The sequence below is a fragment of the Corynebacterium sp. Marseille-Q2823 genome (assembly GCF_903645345.1).
Taxonomy (GTDB): Bacteria; Actinomycetota; Actinomycetes; order Mycobacteriales; family Mycobacteriaceae; genus Corynebacterium; species Corynebacterium hiratae.
Genome location: NZ_CAHJXS010000003.1, coordinates 135,110 through 151,912, shown reverse-complemented (window position 1 = coordinate 151,912; position 16,803 = coordinate 135,110). Strand labels below are relative to the sequence as shown.

The 16,803-nt window shown below is 62.2% G+C and carries 18 protein-coding genes, 1 tRNA gene and 1 pseudogene; 5 read left to right on the top strand and 15 right to left on the bottom strand.

Translation table 11 applies throughout. The features are described 5' to 3' along the window. Window positions 1-28: 28 nt before the first annotated feature. Together HWX44_RS04590 and HWX44_RS04585 are read right to left on the bottom strand one after the other, a co-directional pair. Window positions 29-634 carry a hypothetical protein gene (locus HWX44_RS04590; protein ID WP_175973387.1) on the bottom strand — a complete coding sequence of 202 codons (606 nt, stop codon included), beginning with the start codon at window positions 632-634 and terminating at the stop codon, window positions 29-31. An 85-nt stretch (window positions 635-719) separates the two neighbouring features. Next, on the bottom strand, window positions 720-1,022 hold the full coding sequence (locus HWX44_RS04585) for a hypothetical protein (protein WP_230308861.1): 303 nt from the start codon (window positions 1,020-1,022) through the stop codon (window positions 720-722). A gap of 143 nt (window positions 1,023-1,165) precedes the next feature. Between HWX44_RS04585 and HWX44_RS04580 the strand changes: the two genes are divergently transcribed. Next, complete coding sequence (locus HWX44_RS04580) at window positions 1,166-1,936, top strand: DeoR/GlpR family DNA-binding transcription regulator (protein WP_175973381.1); 771 nt, start codon at window positions 1,166-1,168, stop codon at window positions 1,934-1,936. Here the strand turns inward: HWX44_RS04580 and HWX44_RS04575 are convergent. Continuing rightward, window positions 1,933-2,289 (bottom strand): DUF3817 domain-containing protein, encoded by a 357-nt coding sequence (locus HWX44_RS04575; protein ID WP_046647365.1) that lies wholly within the window; start codon window positions 2,287-2,289, stop codon window positions 1,933-1,935. The two genes, HWX44_RS04580 and HWX44_RS04575, sit on opposite strands and share 4 nt — an antisense overlap. Continuing rightward, window positions 2,286-2,684 (bottom strand): hypothetical protein, encoded by a 399-nt coding sequence (locus HWX44_RS04570; protein WP_070509754.1) that lies wholly within the window; start codon window positions 2,682-2,684, stop codon window positions 2,286-2,288. Before HWX44_RS04570 ends, HWX44_RS04575 begins: the two co-directional genes overlap by 4 nt. A gap of 143 nt (window positions 2,685-2,827) precedes the next feature. On the opposite strand from HWX44_RS04570, the gene HWX44_RS04565 reads away from it, so the two are divergent. Continuing rightward, window positions 2,828-2,909, top strand: a tRNA-Leu gene (locus HWX44_RS04565). 336 nt (window positions 2,910-3,245) lie between these two features. On the opposite strand, the gene rdgB is transcribed toward HWX44_RS04565, so the two are convergent. The 8 genes and pseudogenes from rdgB to clpS form a co-directional block, all read right to left on the bottom strand. Continuing rightward, window positions 3,246-3,857: an RdgB/HAM1 family non-canonical purine NTP pyrophosphatase gene (gene rdgB, locus HWX44_RS04560; RefSeq protein WP_175973379.1), complete on the bottom strand. Its 612-nt coding sequence runs from the start codon at window positions 3,855-3,857 to the stop codon at window positions 3,246-3,248. Then, the gene (gene rph / locus HWX44_RS04555) at window positions 3,851-4,579 is read right to left on the bottom strand and encodes a ribonuclease PH (RefSeq protein WP_175973377.1); all 729 of its coding nucleotides are present in this window, start codon (window positions 4,577-4,579) and stop codon (window positions 3,851-3,853) included. Before rph ends, rdgB begins: the two co-directional genes overlap by 7 nt. A gap of 21 nt (window positions 4,580-4,600) precedes the next feature. Next, window positions 4,601-5,368 carry an MBL fold metallo-hydrolase gene (locus HWX44_RS04550; RefSeq protein ID WP_175973376.1) on the bottom strand — a complete coding sequence of 256 codons (768 nt, stop codon included), beginning with the start codon at window positions 5,366-5,368 and terminating at the stop codon, window positions 4,601-4,603. A 67-nt stretch (window positions 5,369-5,435) separates the two neighbouring features. Then, window positions 5,436-6,212 (bottom strand): glutamate racemase, encoded by a 777-nt coding sequence (gene murI, locus HWX44_RS04545; RefSeq protein WP_175973374.1) that lies wholly within the window; start codon window positions 6,210-6,212, stop codon window positions 5,436-5,438. Continuing rightward, window positions 6,212-6,846 (bottom strand): annotated as a pseudogene (locus tag HWX44_RS04540) (rhomboid family intramembrane serine protease). Before HWX44_RS04540 ends, murI begins: the two are co-directional and overlap by 1 nt. Before the next feature lie 49 nt (window positions 6,847-6,895). Continuing rightward, on the bottom strand, window positions 6,896-7,825 hold the full coding sequence (locus HWX44_RS04535; RefSeq protein WP_175973589.1) for a P1 family peptidase: 930 nt from the start codon (window positions 7,823-7,825) through the stop codon (window positions 6,896-6,898). Window positions 7,826-7,847: 22 nt separating this feature from the next. Then, complete coding sequence (locus HWX44_RS04530) at window positions 7,848-8,384, bottom strand: DUF2017 domain-containing protein (RefSeq protein ID WP_046647374.1); 537 nt, start codon at window positions 8,382-8,384, stop codon at window positions 7,848-7,850. 3 nt (window positions 8,385-8,387) lie between these two features. Next, a complete protein-coding gene (gene clpS, locus HWX44_RS04525; RefSeq protein WP_049155733.1) occupies window positions 8,388-8,723 on the bottom strand; it encodes an ATP-dependent Clp protease adapter ClpS in 336 nt (111 codons plus the stop codon). A gap of 88 nt (window positions 8,724-8,811) precedes the next feature. On the opposite strand from clpS, the gene HWX44_RS04520 reads away from it, so the two are divergent. Genes HWX44_RS04520 through HWX44_RS04510 form a run of 3 tightly spaced genes read left to right on the top strand, consistent with a single transcriptional unit; the run spans window position 8,812 to window position 12,782 of the window. Then, window positions 8,812-9,390, top strand: a complete 579-nt coding sequence (locus HWX44_RS04520) for a hypothetical protein (RefSeq protein ID WP_049155731.1) — start codon at window positions 8,812-8,814, stop codon at window positions 9,388-9,390. Between the two features lie 41 nt (window positions 9,391-9,431). Next, window positions 9,432-10,784 carry a nicotinate phosphoribosyltransferase gene (locus HWX44_RS04515; protein WP_080975094.1) on the top strand — a complete coding sequence of 451 codons (1,353 nt, stop codon included), beginning with the start codon at window positions 9,432-9,434 and terminating at the stop codon, window positions 10,782-10,784. A 36-nt stretch (window positions 10,785-10,820) separates the two neighbouring features. Next, complete coding sequence (locus HWX44_RS04510) at window positions 10,821-12,782, top strand: ATP-dependent DNA helicase (protein WP_175973372.1); 1,962 nt, start codon at window positions 10,821-10,823, stop codon at window positions 12,780-12,782. On the opposite strand, the gene HWX44_RS04505 is transcribed toward HWX44_RS04510, so the two are convergent. The 3 genes from HWX44_RS04505 to ctaD all read right to left on the bottom strand — a co-directional run bounded on the left by HWX44_RS04505 (window position 12,779) and on the right by ctaD (window position 16,485). Further along, complete coding sequence (locus tag HWX44_RS04505; protein ID WP_175973370.1) at window positions 12,779-13,504, bottom strand: peptidyl-tRNA hydrolase; 726 nt, start codon at window positions 13,502-13,504, stop codon at window positions 12,779-12,781. The two genes, HWX44_RS04510 and HWX44_RS04505, sit on opposite strands and share 4 nt — an antisense overlap. After that, window positions 13,497-14,690 (bottom strand): phosphoserine phosphatase SerB, encoded by a 1,194-nt coding sequence (serB, locus tag HWX44_RS04500; RefSeq protein ID WP_175973368.1) that lies wholly within the window; start codon window positions 14,688-14,690, stop codon window positions 13,497-13,499. The genes HWX44_RS04505 and serB overlap by 8 nt, the downstream gene beginning before the upstream one ends. Window positions 14,691-14,793: 103 nt before the next feature. Beyond that, window positions 14,794-16,485 (bottom strand): aa3-type cytochrome oxidase subunit I, encoded by a 1,692-nt coding sequence (gene ctaD / locus HWX44_RS04495; protein WP_070509772.1) that lies wholly within the window; start codon window positions 16,483-16,485, stop codon window positions 14,794-14,796. Window positions 16,486-16,803: the final 318 nt, after the last annotated feature.

Below are 16,803 nucleotides of genomic sequence, written 5' to 3'. Positions count from 1 at the left end.
CCACGCAAAAGGGCACTCGACGTGAGGTCTAGCTGAACTCCATGGTCACCTGGGCGTCAGGGTCTACTCCGTGAATGATGCCCTCATAGAAGTTGCGAGCTTGGTCCTGCAGGAGCTCGCGGTTGTCGTCGATGTCCTTGCGCTTCTTATCGGCGCTGAGGACATCCGACACTGTAGATGCGGCGTCGATCGGCTGGGTGGTCCAGCTGAGCACGCCGTTGTTTTCCACGGCGGTCTTAAACTCTTCATCGGAATGCCCAATGAAGATGAAGTCCGGGATGTGGACCGTGTAGGCATGCTCGCCGGTCTCAGTGACGCGAACGTCCTTGCCTTCGATACCGAGCTTGGCTTTATAGGAATACTGCACAAATTGTGTTCGGCTAGTCCACGGAACTTTCACGCCTAAGACCTGACCCACGGAAGATTTCTCCGCCAGCCCCTGGATACCCAGGCTGAGCAAGACCACCTGTTCTTCGCGCTGGACGGCCTTAACGACCTGCGTGTTGGTTGACTGCACCGGCGCGGTATAAACCTCGTGCGGCTGGCGCACGGCGTACACACCAAGCGCGGCGCAGGCCAACGACAGCAGCACCACAAGGGCGATGAGGGTCGTGCTGAGTTTGCGAGGAGACATAAAGCCCGTCCTTTGTGTGATTCAGAAAAAGATGCCTTCCAGACTAGCCCTTCAATCTGAACCCAGCCCCACACACACAATGCTTTTACCTTGCTCTGATGAGGGCCTGCTGATCCACGAAGGCGCCAAAGGCCATCAACAAGGTGTCAAGCTCCGTGCGCAAGTGGCGGTGCATAACCACCGCCCCAGAACGCCGAAGCCGCTCTTCGGCGACCCCGTTGACGTCGCCTAGCACCAGCACCACGTGGCCGGGGAGGACGCCATCGAATTCTGTGGCGTCGAGAACCACACCATCGCACGCGCGTGCTTCCTCTTCCGTACTGATCCACCGAACACGCACTCCGTGTGGTGCGTAGCGTGCCACATCCGCAGCCAAACGCTCGCTCATTAAAAGCCCAAGGGTTACTGTCCTACGCATTTCAATCACCTGTCCTGAAACCTTGTGACAAGGACTTTTACCTCGCCTAGCCACAGAATAAAGATCGAAACGTTCACTGCATATGGTCGTTTCAGTTCTATATAATCAGGGTCATGGACAAGGAAGAACGCCAGCGCAGAATCATCTGGGCGGTTGACTCGGGGAGCAAAACGGTCAGCCAATTACAAGAACTCACTGGGGCCTCCGCGATTACCATCCGCCGAGATCTCACTGAGCTGGAAGAAGCTGGAGCACTCACGCGCTTTCATGGCGGCGCTCGCCCCGCTGTGCGACGGGGTGCCCGCTATCCCCTAGAGGTACGCCGGAAAGAAGATCCCGCCGGCAAACGCGCTATTGCCGCAGAGGCGGCACGACTAGTCGAGCCCGGCTCCTGTGTTCTCATCGACTCGGGTACAACCCCCACAGCGGTCGCCCGCAACCTCGCCGGAATGGACATCACGGCCCTGGCGATGTCTCTGTACGCGGGCGCAGCATTAGCCAAGACGCCGGGCAGCGACGTCCTAATTCCAGGCGGAACCGTCAATAGCGACGATCTTGCGGTGTACGGGGCGGAAGCGGTTGACACAGTCATGTCCATGCGCTTCGACTTAGCAATCGTGGGTATCTGCGCGTGCACTCCGTCGGTGGGCCTTATGTCCCCGAACCTTACCGAGGCCACCATCAAACGGGCCTACTTTAAAGCGGCCCGACGTGCCATCGTTGTCACCACACCAGAGAAGTTCACCCGCATGTCGGCCCACCGAGTGGCCACCTTTGACCAGGTTGACACGGTCATCACAACAACTGACCTATCCCCGGACATAGCCCAGGACGTGGTCGATTTTGGCGCCAACCTCACGATGGTGCCGGTAGAAGACTCTTAAAGCTGGAACTGCTCAACAACTTCAGTGCGGCGCTTGTGCTCCATCCAGAAGGAAAGGAACGGAACAACACCGGCGAGCGCCGTGGTAAAGAGCTTGCCTACCGGCCACATTGCACGCGGACCGAGGACCAGGATGGATACGAGGTAGACCATGTAGGCCACGCCGTGCGCTTGGGCGATGAGCGTAGCCCACGATGGCATCTCCATGCCCACGCCGTATTGCAGGATCATGCGCGCGACGAGAATGAGAAGGAAAATACCGGTAATCGTGGCGGCAATGGAAAAGAACTTCAGCGGGCCACGGATACGCGCCTGACGGTCAGGATGGACAGCGTTGTTCACTGGGTTGCTCATAAATTCTCCTCTTCGGTGCCGCGACGGCGGCGCTGCTTGTTCATAGCGTTGAAGGTTTCCACATCAATCTGCGGACGGGGCGGTAGGAAATCTTCGTCGATTTTAGTCTCGGTGTGCTCCTTGGCCGCGCGCACGTCCTCTGCCTCATATTGGGCTGGCTCTTCTCCCCGCTGGAGGGCTTCGTTCTCGGCATCGATTCGCTCATTCTCGTAGCGCATGGCGGTGCGGTAAGCGTAAACAACAAATACCGCGAACAGCGGCCATTGGAAGGCGTATCCCAAGTTCTGGAAGGTCCCCGAACCGGAGCGGAACCGCGTCCATTGCCAGTAAGCAAGGAACAAAAAGAGCACGACGAAGAGCACGATGAGGACGATGTGCCACCATCGAACCTTCATCCGCTTTTTCGGTGCTGGGTTGGTGCTCACTCTGAACAGCCTACCCACCACGCCCAGAAAAGTGGATTTCCATCTATAGCCTGCCGCCCTGTAGGCTAGTGACCGTTGCGCAGAGCAAAGAGCGCTCCGCAGCAACGAAACCAGCGCCCGTGGCGGAATTGGCAGACGCGCTAGATTTAGGTTCTAGTGTCTTATGACGTGTGAGTTCAAGTCTCACCGGGCGCACATAGTCTGACCCCGCACGGTTTCCGTGTGGGGTCTTGTCGCCACAGCGCTCGGCGAGCCCACATGGTTCTCTTCAGGCGGTTCCCCCTCATCGGGTTCTTTTGGGGGCAAAGAAACCACCTAAAGCACTACAGAAGGTTCGTTTGGGGGCAGGCGAACCATATGAGTAGAACCATGTGCGGAGAGACCAAAGCCACAGGACCATCTGCGCGGCAGCTTCTGCGTTTCCCCAGGTGGTTTTCGCAGAATGTGCGCAGATGGTCCTCCTAGTTAGGTCCTTTACCCAACTATCCCAGCTGGTGGATGCTGGGACTCGTGGTGATGGCGGGCGGAGGCTTAGGCTTGGCCGGCAAGCGCCGCTAGGGGTTCGCGCAGTTGTGCAAGCGCGCGGCCGCGGTGCGAGACAGCGTTCTTCTCCTCCGGGGACATCTCCGCGGCGGAGCGGGATTCACCTTCGGGCTGGAAGAGGGGATCGTAACCAAAACCATTTTCTCCCTGTGGGGTGCTAAGCAAGGAGCCTGGCCAGCGGCCCTCCACCACGTGTTCCTGCCCATCCGGGGTCACCAGCGCGCAGACCGACACAAAGGCGGCCGCGCGGCGCTCGGCGGGCACGTGTGACATCTGCCCCAGCAGCAGGCGGTTATTGGCTTCATCGTCACCGTGGTCGCCCGACCACCGGGCAGAGAGCACGCCCGGCATACCGTTGAGTTCTTCCACCGCGAGGCCGGAATCATCCGCGATCGTTGCCAACCCGGTGTGCTGCACCCCAGCGCGCGCCTTAATCAACGCGTTGTCAGCAAAGGTGCGGCCATCCTCCACAGGCTCCGGGTAAGTCTCCACCGCGGAGAGGGGGAGCAGCTCGATGCCCTCAATGCCGGCATCAGCGAGAATCTTCTCCAGCTCCTTGAGCTTCTTGGCATTATTCGAAGCGACGAGGAGCTTTACCATCCGAGGGCCGCCTTTTGAGCGTCGATAAGCTGGGTGCAGCCGGCTTGGGCCACGTCCAACATGTCATTGAGCTCCGCGCGGCCGAACAGGCCGTGCTCACCGGTGCCCTGAATCTCGACGAAGTCCCCGCCCTCCTGCATCACCACGTTGAGATCAACCTCCGCGCGGGAGTCCTCCTCATAGGGCAGGTCGAGGCACACGTGACCATCGATGATGCCGACGGAGATAGCAGCGATCGGATCCAGCAGCGGCTCGCCCGGGACGACACCCTCCTCCTTGAGGTAGGCAATCGCATCAGCCAGCGCCACATACGCACCGGTAATCGACGCCGTGCGGGTACCGCCGTCGGCCTGCAGCACGTCGCAATCCAGCTGGATGGTATTCTCGCCCAGCTCGGACAGGTCCACGGCGGCGCGCAGGCTGCGGCCCACCAGGCGGGAGATCTCGTGGGTACGTCCCTTGACCTTGCCCTTCATCGACTCGCGCGGCATGCGGTCGTGGGTGGCCGCAGGCAACATGGCGTACTCGGCGGTCAACCAGCCCTCGCCGGAGTCCTTCTTGAAGCGCGGCACCCCGAATTCCACGGAAGCCGTGCACATGACTCGGGTATTGCCGAACTCCACCAGCACCGACCCAGCCGGGTTGGTGGTGAAATTGCGGGTAATGCGAACGCTACGGAGTTGGTCGAGCGCGCGACCATCAGCACGAGTGAAATCAGTCATGCCCCTACCCTACCGCGCGTGCTAAAAGTCGAGCTCCATCCCGGCGGCACCAACGACAATCTCACCGTCGAACTCACGGGCAGCGGCGGCATATGTTGCGGCGACATCGCCCCACGGCTGTAGGTGAACAAGCACGAGCTTCTTTACCCCTGCCTCACGCGCTAGGCGCCCAGCTTCTGCTCCCGACATGTGCATGTCTGGAGCCTTATCCTCCGAAGTCTCGCCCCATGCAGCCTCGCAGAGGAAAGCATCCACACCCTGTGCCGCCTCAACGAGCGCGGGCGTATAGGCCGAATCAGCTGAATAGCACAAGGTTGCACCCGATTTAGTGTGTTCGACCCGCAAGGCGTATGTCTCTACCGGGTGCACGGTGCGGAAGGGGGTGATATAGACATCGTCGACAAGCTGGCGTTCACGGTCCACCCAGGGACTAAACGCAAATGTATCGCTCATGTCATCCACCCCATCCGGAGCATCCGAGGACAGCCGTCCCAGGTGAGTCTCAGTGGCCGACGGGCCGAGGCAAAAATTGCGGGAAGCTGCCGGGGCCGTGGGGTGGAAGCGGCGCCACACCATCAAAGACGGAAAGTCCAGGCAGTGATCGGCATGGAGATGAGTTAACGCCACGTGTGCATCGCACGGATCCTGGAGTTCCTGCAGACGTGCAAGCGTACCCGGGCCCAAGTCCATGATGATGGACGGAGCAGAGGGGAAAGACAAGAGATAGCCAGAGGCCGGATTACCCACAGTGGGCACCGAGCCGGAACAGCCTAGGATGGTCAGCTTCATGCGTTCAATAGTTCCACGAAACAATGGGGGATGCGGGATTTGGGTCGATTGTACATCCTCACCCGCTCTAAATCTTGGGCCCTAGGAAGCGCGCGGCTAAACGCTCGAAGGTGGCGTGGTCGCCAGTGCACTCGAAACTACGTGTGGGTACCTGCCCTGCCGGGGCCAGCATGTCCGTGTTGGTGAGGATGCGCAACACATCCTTCGCAGTCTCCTCCGCCGAGGACACCAAGGTGACGTTATCCCCAATGGCGAGCTGGATGACGCCCGTCAGCAGCGGGTAGTGCGTGCAGCCAAGAACGAGCGTGTCGACGCCCGCCGACTGCAGCGGCGCGAGGTAGCCCTCGGCCACACCCAGGATCTGGCGCCCAGCGGTAATGCCGCGCTCGACAAAGTTCACGAAGTCCGGGCAGGCCACGGCCGTGCACTCAACATTCGGGTTGACGGCGAACAAATCCTGGTAGGCCCCGGAATTAATGGTTCCCTCAGTACCAATCACGCCAATCTTGCCGTTGCGGGTGGTGGCGATGGCGCGGCGCACGGCCGGGCGGATAACCTCCACGACCGGAATGGCATAGCGCTCGCGGGCATCGTGCAGGAAGGCGGCCGTGGCGGTGTTGCAGGCGATCACCAGCATCTTGCAGCCGCGCTCCACCAACTCGTCGGCGATGGCGGTGGAGAGCTCCCTCACCTCGGCGATGGGCCGCGGGCCGTAGGGGGTATGGGCGGTATCGCCGATGTAGATGATGGATTCGTCGGGAAGCTGCTCGATGATCGTGCGAGCGACGGTCAGGCCGCCCACGCCCGAATCAAAAATCCCGATCGGAGAGGTCGCGTCAGGCATTAACGCATCGCTCCCCGAGGCGCGGGCTTGACCTTCTTAATCGGGTCATCGGAGGTGATCACCATGCCCGCGACGATGCCACCGATGGCGCCGAAGAGGTGGCCCTGCCAGCTGACTCCCTCGTAGATCGGCAGCACGCCCCAAATGAGGCCGGAGTAGGCGAACCCTAGACCAACACCAATCAGGAACTGCCCCAGCGAGCGGTTAAAGATGCCGCGCACGATGAGATAGGCCAGCCAGCCATAGACCATGCCCGAAGCACCGATATGCGAGGTCCCCGGCCCGCCCAGCAGCCACGTGCCCACGCCGGCAATGAGCACCACGATGATGGTGACCTCCCACCATGCCTTGCGGCCTGACAAGCCGATCAGGAAACAAAAGATCGCACCAGGCAACGAGTTTCCGATGAGGTGCTCGAAGTTCGCGTGGAGCAGCGGCGCGGTGAAAATCCCCCAGATGCCGTTGAAGTCCAGCGGATGAATGCCGTACTGCCCCAGCTCGCTTCCAAAGAACAGGAAGTTAATGATGTGGATGATCCACTCGACGGCGAGAATCCACCGCGAGACGCGCTGTTTGAGCGGCCGGTGCGTGTTTTCGAATCGCCTGTATTAAGGAGGTTGTCTCCGCGCAGCAGGCGGGTTGAGGGTTAGGCAGCGAATGCGCTGGCCAAAGTCCACTCGTCGTCATAATGCCAACTCTAAAGCGCGCAGCGCGCCAAACAGCCTGGCTCGCAGCGGCGCAGTATACCTCCGGGCATCGGCAGCAGCTGCGCTTAACGACGCCAACTCCGCCGGGCCGATGCCCTTCTCCGCTGAGCGGACTCCCGAGGCGGCAGCAAACAGCGTATCCCCATCCAGCGGGGAATGCGCTGGGCGCACAGCGCGGGCGATGCCATCGTGGCCCGCGAGGGCCAGGCGCTTGGTCTGGGCCTTGCTTAAAGGAGCATCGGTCAACACCGCACCAATGGTGGTATTAAGCCGCGAGGATTCCGCGAATGACTCGGCCAAGCTGCGGGCCGCGGCAAACCGTTCAACGTCGACGGCTGGTGCACCTGGGGCGCCAAACAAACGCCCGGTCTCAGCATCGATCACCTGGCCCACCGGGTTGGCCACGACGACGGCGGCGACGGAGAAGGGGGAGACGTCGACAAGCGCGGTGCCCACCCCACCCCGCACCTTGCCGGCACAGGCTCCGGTGCCCGCACCCACGCTGCCACTCGTGGCGTCGTGTCCTGCCAACGCGGCGCGTAGAGCCGCCTCGCCGTCTGCCGCCGAGGGACGCTGCGGCCCGGCGAGCAGATCAAAGATGACCGCGCCCGGGACGATAGGAACGCGCGGGCCGGGGATCTCCTCCCCAAAGACGGGGAAACCAATCCCTGCTTCCTCCAGCCCGCGCATGACGCCATCCGCAGCGGCCAGCCCAAAGGCCGAGCCGCCCGCCAGAAGAAACGCATGAACGCGCTCGACCGTGTTGTGTGGCTCTAAAAGATCCGTCTCGCGCGTGCCTGGGCCGCCGCCCCGCACGTCGACGCCGGCCACGGCCCCCTGCTCGCCGCAGTAAATGACGGTGACGCCGGTATCCTCACGTGTGACGTGGCCGACGGAAAAGCCCATGTCGGGAAGTGTGCGCACGGTGCTAGTCCATGAGAACGTCGAGCAGCGAATCCTGGCAGAATGCCAGCCATTCCACGAGCGTATCGCGGTCCGCCCCAGGGGTATCCTCCGGCACGTCCCCGGCGGCGATATAGAGGCGCAGATCGTTAAGCCCCGCGAGGAAAGCATGCGCCTCTTCCTCACTAATGGCTACCTCTACCCCGCCAGTCGGCCCCAGCGCGGTGTTAATGACCTGTAGGTTCTCCAGCTTGGCGCGCGCAATGTCGTTCTCATGGAGCGAGCGCATGAGGGAATTGTCTCCATCGAATTCCTCATCCCCCGGCTTCTTGAAGTCCGGAAAGAGGCGGGCCAGCGACGGGTCTTCGGGGGCTTCGGTGTGGCCGGTGGGCATGTCGAGCATGTCCGCCAGCTCATCCTTCGGCGCCGACTGCGCGCGAGCGATGATGGCCTCGGACACCGTCGCGGTGAGGTCACCCAAGACTTCGCGCTCCATCGGCTCGAAAACAGCCGTGTACTTGGCGCCGCGCATGAAGGACTTTTTCTTCTTCCAAGCCTGCATAACCTACCCTGCCTGCTGCATTGTGGCCCAGAGGCCCGCGACCTGCAGCTTCTTCACGTCGGCTTCGACTTTGTCGCGTTCACCCGAGGACACGGCTGCCTTACCTTCGGTATGGACCTGCATCATCAGCTCGTTGGCTCGCTTCTTGTCATAGCCTAAAACGGTCTGGAACACGTAGGAGACGTAGCTCATCAGGTTGACTGGATCATCCCAGACAATGCACATCCACGGCAGGTTTTCGCTCGTGGCGACGTCGACGTCAATCGCCTCATCCAGCTCCGGGGTGGCCATGGGTGAACTCATCACCACGCCCGCGGACGTTTCGTTGTGCGCTTTCATGCCCTCTACACTAGCTAAAATTCTCCGCGTCGCGAGCAGTTATACTGTCAGCGACCCTTAACCTGATTATCGTTTCCAGGTGGCATCAATGAATTCTTTCTCCCTTCCCCCAGCCGTTGTTGACATTCTCACGGGACGCCAACCGGCGAAGGAGGATGTCGTCCTCCTCCTGCAACGAGTGCTGACCGTGCTCGTTCTCGGCGGCACGCTCGTGGCTGCCGTATTGAGCCTGACCAACCCGTCGAACGACGGCAGCTCGACGGATGCGGAACCCCCAATGTCGGAGGCGTGCGACTACGAGCTTCCCGACGTTTCCGTCCAACGTCAGCTCAACACCATCCAAGAGGAGCTGATAGGTGCGCTCAACACCTGGCGTAAGGAAGACGGCCAAGCCCCACTGGTGCCCTGGATCGACCGCCAAACCGCAGCCCGCGAAAAGGCAGAGTGCAACGCGGTGACCAAGACGCAGGAGCCATCGGAAGAAAATGTGCAGATGGTTCAGCACCACCTGCCCGTGGACAAGGCCAGCGCATATGAATTCGTCGAGGCCTTCCGGGCCTCCCCCGACCACGTGGCCGCCCTGCGGGATCGCCGGATGACCACCGCGGCCGTTGGCGTGGCTTATAACGACGGCGAGGTGTACGTCGTCATTCAGCTTGAGGAATAGAACAGCTGATTTTTTAGGACGCCCTGAGTAGCATCTTCGATGTGACTACTACCTCAGATAACGTCCGGGATGCCGGAAACGACCCTGCAGATCGTTCCACGGCCCTTCTTACCGATAAGTACGAGCTGACCATGCTGCAAGCGGCGCTGCGCGATGGCTCTGCGCACCGCCAGGTAGCCTGCGAAGTTTTTGCCCGCCGCCTTCCCAACGAACGGCGCTACGGCGTTGTTGCCGGCACCGAGCGCGTTCTCCGCGCTGTCCGGGACTTCCGTTTCACCGCCCAGCAACTGGCGGAGATGGACTTCCTGGATGCTCCAACACAGGAGTACCTGGCCAATTACCGTTTCTCCGGGCAGATCGATGGCTACCGGGAAGGCGAGCTGTACTTCCCCAACTCGCCACTGCTGACCGTGCGCGGCACCTTCGGTGAGTGTCTCATCCTGGAAACCGTGATCCTCTCCATCATGAATTCCGATTCCGCAGTGGCCTCCGCGGCCTCCCGTATGGTGGTTGCCGCGGACGGCCGTCCCATCATTGAGATGGGCTCGCGCCGCACGCACGAATACGCTGCGGTGACTGCTGCCCGCGCCGCCTATCTGGCAGGCTTCCAGGCCACCTCCAACTTGGAGGCCGGCTACCGCTATGACATTCCGGTCTCCGGCACCGCGGCGCACGCGTGGACGCTGGCACACGTCAACGAGGACGGCACCCCGAACGAGGAGGCCGCCTTCCGCGGGCAGATCGAAACTCTCGGCGTGGATACAACCCTGTTGGTGGATACCTATGACATCACCAAGGGCGTGGAAACCGCCGTCAAGGTGGCCGGACCCGAGCTGGGCGGCGTGCGGATCGATTCCGGCGATTTGGCCGCGGTCACCCGCCGTGTGCGCAAGCAGCTCGATGATTTGGGCAACCACAACACCAAGATCGTGGTCTCCTCCGACCTGGATGAGTTCGCCATCGCCGGTCTGCGCGGCGATCCCGTCGACGTCTATGGCGTGGGCACCTCGGTGGTCACCGGCTCGGGTGCCCCGACTGCTGGCATGGTCTACAAGGTCGTCGAGGTCGATGGCCATCCAGTGGCCAAGCGTTCCTCCTCGAAGAAGTCGCAGGGCGGGTCAAAGCGCGCCCTGCGCACCTACCGCTCCTCCGGGGTGGCCGTCGAGGAGCTCGTGCTCCCCTTCTCCTCCGAGAACCCAGAGACCGGGACGCTGCGCACCCGCGAGATGACGGTGCCGCTGATGCGCGACGGCGAGATCCTCGACAATCTGCCTACCCTCGAGGAATCCCGCGAGTACCTGGCCCAGGCCATCACCACCCTGCCGTGGGAGGGCCTCGCACTCACCCGCGATGAACCCGCGGTTCCCACGCGCTTTATCGGCTTCGACGCTTAGGAAGTACGCGGGAGAAGACCGACTACACTGGCACCAATGCAGGACACAACGGTTGACCTCCTTGACGCCGCAGTCTCCGCCCTCGGCGGCTCGCGGCGCCCCGGCCAGGTGCGCATGGCGACGGCCGTGACCACCGCGTTGGAGAAAGAGCGCCACCTCGCCGTGCAGGCAGGAACAGGCACAGGTAAGTCCTTGGCCTACCTTGTGCCTGCCTTCCGCCACGCACAGGAAACCGGTCACACCGTCATCGTCTCCACCGCCACGCTGGCGCTCCAACGCCAACTGGTGGAGCGGGACCTTCCACGTCTGGCCGAGGCCCTCGAGCCGCACCTAGAAAAGAAGCCGACCTTCGCCATCATGAAGGGCCGCTCCAACTACGTCTGCCTCAACAAAGTCTCCCGCGCCGCTGAGCTTGAGGACGAAGACGCCTTGCTCGACGAAGACGCTGTTTCCCACCTCGGCCGCCACGTCCAGCGCGTCTACGAGTGGGCGGACGACACCGAGACTGGTGACCGCGAGGAGTTGGAACCGGGCGTGCCAGACTTAGCGTGGCGGCAGGTATCCGTCACCTCGAACGAGTGCCTCGGTGCCACGCGCTGCCCGCACGGCGAAGACTGCTTCGCGGAGCTAGCACGACGCCGCGCGGCCGACGTCGATATCGTCGTCACCAACCACGCCCTGCTCGCCATCGACGCAGTAGCAGACATCAACATCCTGCCGGAACACGACGTCGTCATCATCGATGAGGCCCACGAGCTGGACGGCCGCATCACCTCGGTTTCTACCGCCGAAATCACCGGGCGCGCGCTGAAGATGGCGGCCAACCGCGCCAAGTCCCTCGGCGCCAACGGCAAGGACCAACGCCTCACTGAGCAGGCCAACGAACTGAGCCAACTCCTCGCGGATTTCGCACCGGGCCGCTGGACCGACTTGCCAGAGGAAGCCAAGCAGCAGCTCATGGGCCTCGCGGATACCCTGGCCGATTGCCGCGAAACCATCGCCCGCGCCCCCGAGGGTGAACAGGCCCAAGACCCGGAAAAATCTGCGGAGCGCCAAAACCTGGCCAACCACCTCGCTAGCCTCGTCGAAGCCATCGCCCGCATCCTCGATGTCTTCGCCACCGGTGACCCCGCCGCGCATGCCGACGTGGTGTGGCTGGAGCGCGATGAGCGCACGTTGAACGACACCCTTGCCGTGGCCCCTCTGTCCATCGCAGGCATGCTGCACGAAAAGCTCTTCGGCGAGCAGACCGTGGTGCTCACCTCCGCCACGCTGGCCCTAGGCGGGCGCTTCGACGCCATGGCCGCGCAGTGGGGCCTGCCGAAAGGCACGTGGGACAGCCTCGATGTGGGCTATCCCTTTGACCCCGCGCGCAGCGGCATCTTGTATACCGCGGCGCACCTGCCGCAGCCGGGCCGCGATGGGCTGAGCCCCCAGACCCTCCAAGAGATCCGCGAGCTCATCATGGCCGCCGGCGGGCGCACGCTCGGACTCTTCTCCTCGCGGCGGGCCGCGCAACAGGCAGCCGAAGAACTCAAGCCCACCATCCCCTTCGACATCTACCTCCAGGGCGAGGACTCCATCGGTGCGCTCGTGGACAAGTTCACGAAGAACGAAAACTCCTGTCTCTTCGGCACGCTCACACTCTGGCAGGGCGTCGACGTGCCGGGGCCCTCCTGTTCCCTGGTCCTCATCGATCGCATCCCCTTCCCTCGCCCGGATAACCCACTCATGCAAGCGCGGACCGAGGCCGCAAAGGCGGCAGGGCGCAACGGGTTCATGGAGGTTTCTGCGACTCACGCGGCGCTGCTCATGGCCCAAGGTGCGGGCCGCCTGCTGCGCTCCAGTGCGGACCGCGGAGTCGTCGCCGTGCTCGATAGCCGCCTAGAGACCAAGCGTTACGGCTCCTACCTGCGAGCCTCCATGCCGCAGATGTGGCCGACGAGCGACCCAGAGGTCGTGCGCGGGGCACTCAAGCGCCTAGTCGAAGCCCGCTAGGGGCGAGGCAGCGCGCAGACCGTGGCTGAGTCCGGGGCGACCTCGGTGAAACCTGCGTCATGCACCACCACCGCATCGGGGCGCGTGCACGCCGCGGCAAAATCCGCTGGGGCAATCTCGCGCACGGACAGCGCGAAATCCTGCGCCGCCCAGGTTTCCACTTGCTCAACGCTCATCGCCGCGGCCAGCAGCATCGAGCCGTGCCCCACCTGCGCGGCGGCCTTTCCGGCACTCATAGTGAGGGAGGCGTCGATATAGATCACGGGTGCGTCGGCAAGCGCGGGGCCCGGGTCATCCTGCGGGAGATCAGTATGGCCGATCTGCAGCTTGGCGACGAGCGGGTGCACATCCTGTACCGCCGAAGGAACGAACACCCGCGCGCGGTCAGCGACTGTCACCCCAGGCAGGGCCTGGACATCGCGCCACGCCTTGTTGCGCGCGCGGCGGGCCACCTTGCGGATGCGGTGGCCGTACCACTGCCCCAAGGCCTCGGCGAAGGCCCCATCCTGGCCGGCCCGATCGTCGAGGCAGAGCTTGACGACGCCCCTCGCCGCCGCTTCCAGCACCTCCGTGCGCGCCGGCGGGTCCTGCTTGGGCAGGTTGAGCGCTATCTGCATCGCCTGGATGGTCTCGGGCTTGTCGGGATCCTCGGGATCATCGCGCCAGTTGCGCTCACTGCACGCATCCACGAGGCGCCGATGGGCCTCGCGGAGGTTATTCACTAGCGACTTCCTCCATGGGGATGCCGAGAATCTGCAGGATTTCGTCCATGTAGGGGTGGTTAACAGAGGTATCTGCCACCTCGCGCAGGGCGGGCTTGGCGTTGAAGGCAATGCCCAGGCCGGCAGCGGAAATCATGTCGATATCGTTGGCACCATCGCCCACGGCAACGGTCTGCCGCATGCTCAGGCCCGAATCCGCAGCGAACTCTCGCAGGAACATCTCCTTGGCCTTGCGGTCCACCACGTCCCCGATGACCCGGCCGGTGAGCTTGCCGTCCTCGATTTCCAGGGTGTTGGCGCGCACGTAGTCAAGGTCGAGCTCCTTAGCTAGATCCTCGAGGACCTGGATGAATCCTCCCGACACCACCGCAACCCGGTAGCCCATGCGCTTGAGCGTGCGGATGGTGGTGCGCACGCCGGGCGTGAGGCGGATATCGGCGGCGGTTTCCTTGATGACGGATTCCGGCAGACCTGCCAAGGTGGCCACGCGCTCGCGGAGGGATTCTTCAAAGTCCAGCTCACCGCGCATTGCACGTTCCGTGACGGCGGCGACCTCCGCTTCCTTGCCCGCGTGGGCGGCCAGCATCTCGATGACCTCGCCTGTAATGAGGGTGGAGTCGCAGTCAAAGCAGATGAGGCGCTTCGAGCGGCGCTGCAATCCGGAGCGCTCGATGGCGATGTCCACACCCTGCTCGGTAGCCAGGCGTGCCAACATGGCGCGAACAGGGTCAGAGGAGCCATCGATCGTGATGTAGAGCTCCAGGCCGTTGAGCGGGTACGTGGACAGGCCGCGGATGCGGTCGATGTTGACATCGAGGTTGGCCAGCTCCTTGGCGATGGCCGACATGTGGCTCGCGTTGACCTGACGGCCCAGCACCACGACGACGTGTGTCGAGCGCGGGCGTGAGGTGGCTTCCTCCTCCCGAGGTTCCACGGAGATGGACTGCGCATAGATGCTCAACGTGTTGCGCAGCCCCTGCTCCATGGCCTCCAGACGCGAGGCGTTAACGCGGATGTACGCGGAAAGGGAGATACGCCCGGAGAAGATGGCCTGTTCGGCGTCGACAAGCTCTACATTGTGGGAGCTGAGAACGCGGAAGAAGGCGGCAGACACGCCTGGTTTGTCGGGACCTGAGGCGGTGACAACGGCGAAAACTTGTTCACTTTGTTTATCCACGGGGCTCATTATCGCACACCGCGATCCTGGAATCTCCACCAACGGCAAACGCCGCCACCCCATCGCTGTGATGGGGTGGCGGCGTTTTCAGGAGTACTCAGCTAGTGAGTGCTTAGTGCCCGACGTGTGCTTCCTCGCGCATGCGCTTAACCATGTGCGGGTAGTGCAGCTCGAAGGCCGGGCGCTCAGAACGGATGCGCGGCAGGGACACGAAGTTGTGGCGCGGCGGCGGGCAGGAGGTAGCCCACTCGAGGGAGTTGCCGTAGCCCCACGGATCGTCCACAGTGACGATCTCGCCGTAGCGCCAGGACTTGAACACGTTCCATACCAGCGGAATAACCGAGGCGCCGAGAACGAAGGAGAAGATGGTGGAAATCTGGTTGAAGACCGTGAAGCCATCAGACTCCAGGTAGTCGGCGTAACGACGCGGCATACCCATGTTGCCCACCCAGTGCTGAACCAGGAAGGTGCCGTGGAAGCCGATGAAGGTCAGCCAGAAGTGGATCTTGCCCAGACGCTCATCCAACATGCGGCCGGTCATCTTCGGGAACCAGAAGTACAGACCACCGAAGGCGGAGAAGACCACGGTACCGAACAGGGTGTAGTGGAAGTGAGCGATAAGGAAGTAGGACTCTGCGAGGTGGAAGTCCAGCGCCGGGGAGGCCAGCATAATACCGGTCATACCACCGAAGAGGAAGGTGGTCAGGAAGCCCATGGCGAAGATCATCGGGGTATCCCAGGTGATGTGGCCCTTCCACATGGTGCCGACCCAGTTGAAGAACTTCACGCCGGTCGGAACCGCAATCAGGAAGGTCATAAAGGAGAAGAACGGCAGCAGGATGGCGCCAGTCACGAACATGTGGTGTGCCCACACAGCCATGGACAGAGCACCAATGGCCAGCAGAGCGAAGACGAGGCCGATGTAGCCGAAGACCGGCTTACGGGAGAAGACCGGGACAATCTCAGAGATAATGCCGAAGAACGGCAGTGCGAGGACGTAGACCTCTGGGTGGCCGAAGAACCAGAAGAGGTGCTGCCACAGGATGGCGCCGCCGTTGGCAGAGTCATAGATGTGGCCGCCCAGCTTGCGGTCATACAGAACACCCAGAGCCGCAGCAGTCAGCAGCGGGAAGATCATCAGCACGATGATGGAAGCGGTAAAGATAGCCCAAGTGAAAACCGGCAGACGGAACATGGTCATGCCCGGCGCACGCAGGGTGAGAATCGTGGTGATCATGTTGATGGCGGAAGCAATGGTACCAACACCGGTAGCACCCACACCAACGATCCACATGTCCGCGCCGATGCCCGGGGTGTGGACGGAATCAGCCAGCGGCATGTACATGGTCCAGCCGAAGTCAGCAGCGCCGCCCGGGGTCAAGAAGCCCGCGAGCATAACAATGCCGCCGGTCAGGGTAATCCAGAAGCCGAAGGCGTTCAGACGCGGGAAGGCCACGTCCGGTGCGCCAATCTGCAGGGGCATAACGTAGTTACCGAATGCCCACACCACTGGTGTAGCAAACAGCAGCAGCATGACAGTGCCGTGCATGGTGAACAGCTGGTTGAACTGCTCGTTGGACAGGAACTGCAGTCCTGGGGTGAAAAGCTCAGCGCGAAGCAGCAGAGCCATGAATCCACCGAGGAAGAAGAAGCTGAAGGACATGATCATGTACATGATGCCCAGCTGCTTGTGGTCGGTGGTGGTTAGCATCATCCAAGCCTTGGAACCGGTCTTTGCGTTACCAGTCGGCTCTGGACGTGTAGGCGCGACGTAATCGTCGAGCCGTGGCGCCACAGCGGTCATAAAATCCTCCTGAAGAACAAGTGCTTAACCACATCGGCATCACGCGTTTTCTCGCGCCACACGCTCAGTGGCCAAACACCTAGGTTTACTCGCATTATATTAGGCCACCTCAGGGCCGAATTTCCAGCGCTCGGTTATTTTCCGCCAACTTTGCTAACCCCGTTTGGAGCAGATAACGCCATGTACGTGGCCAACTGCCCACACCACGCCCTAGCATACGGTGATCTAGAACACAGTAACGCGGGGGTGTCGTCCCCCAAAACCCGAAAACGCACCCCCTGAAAGAATCAACCTTTCGGATGATCCCTGCCAGAAGGT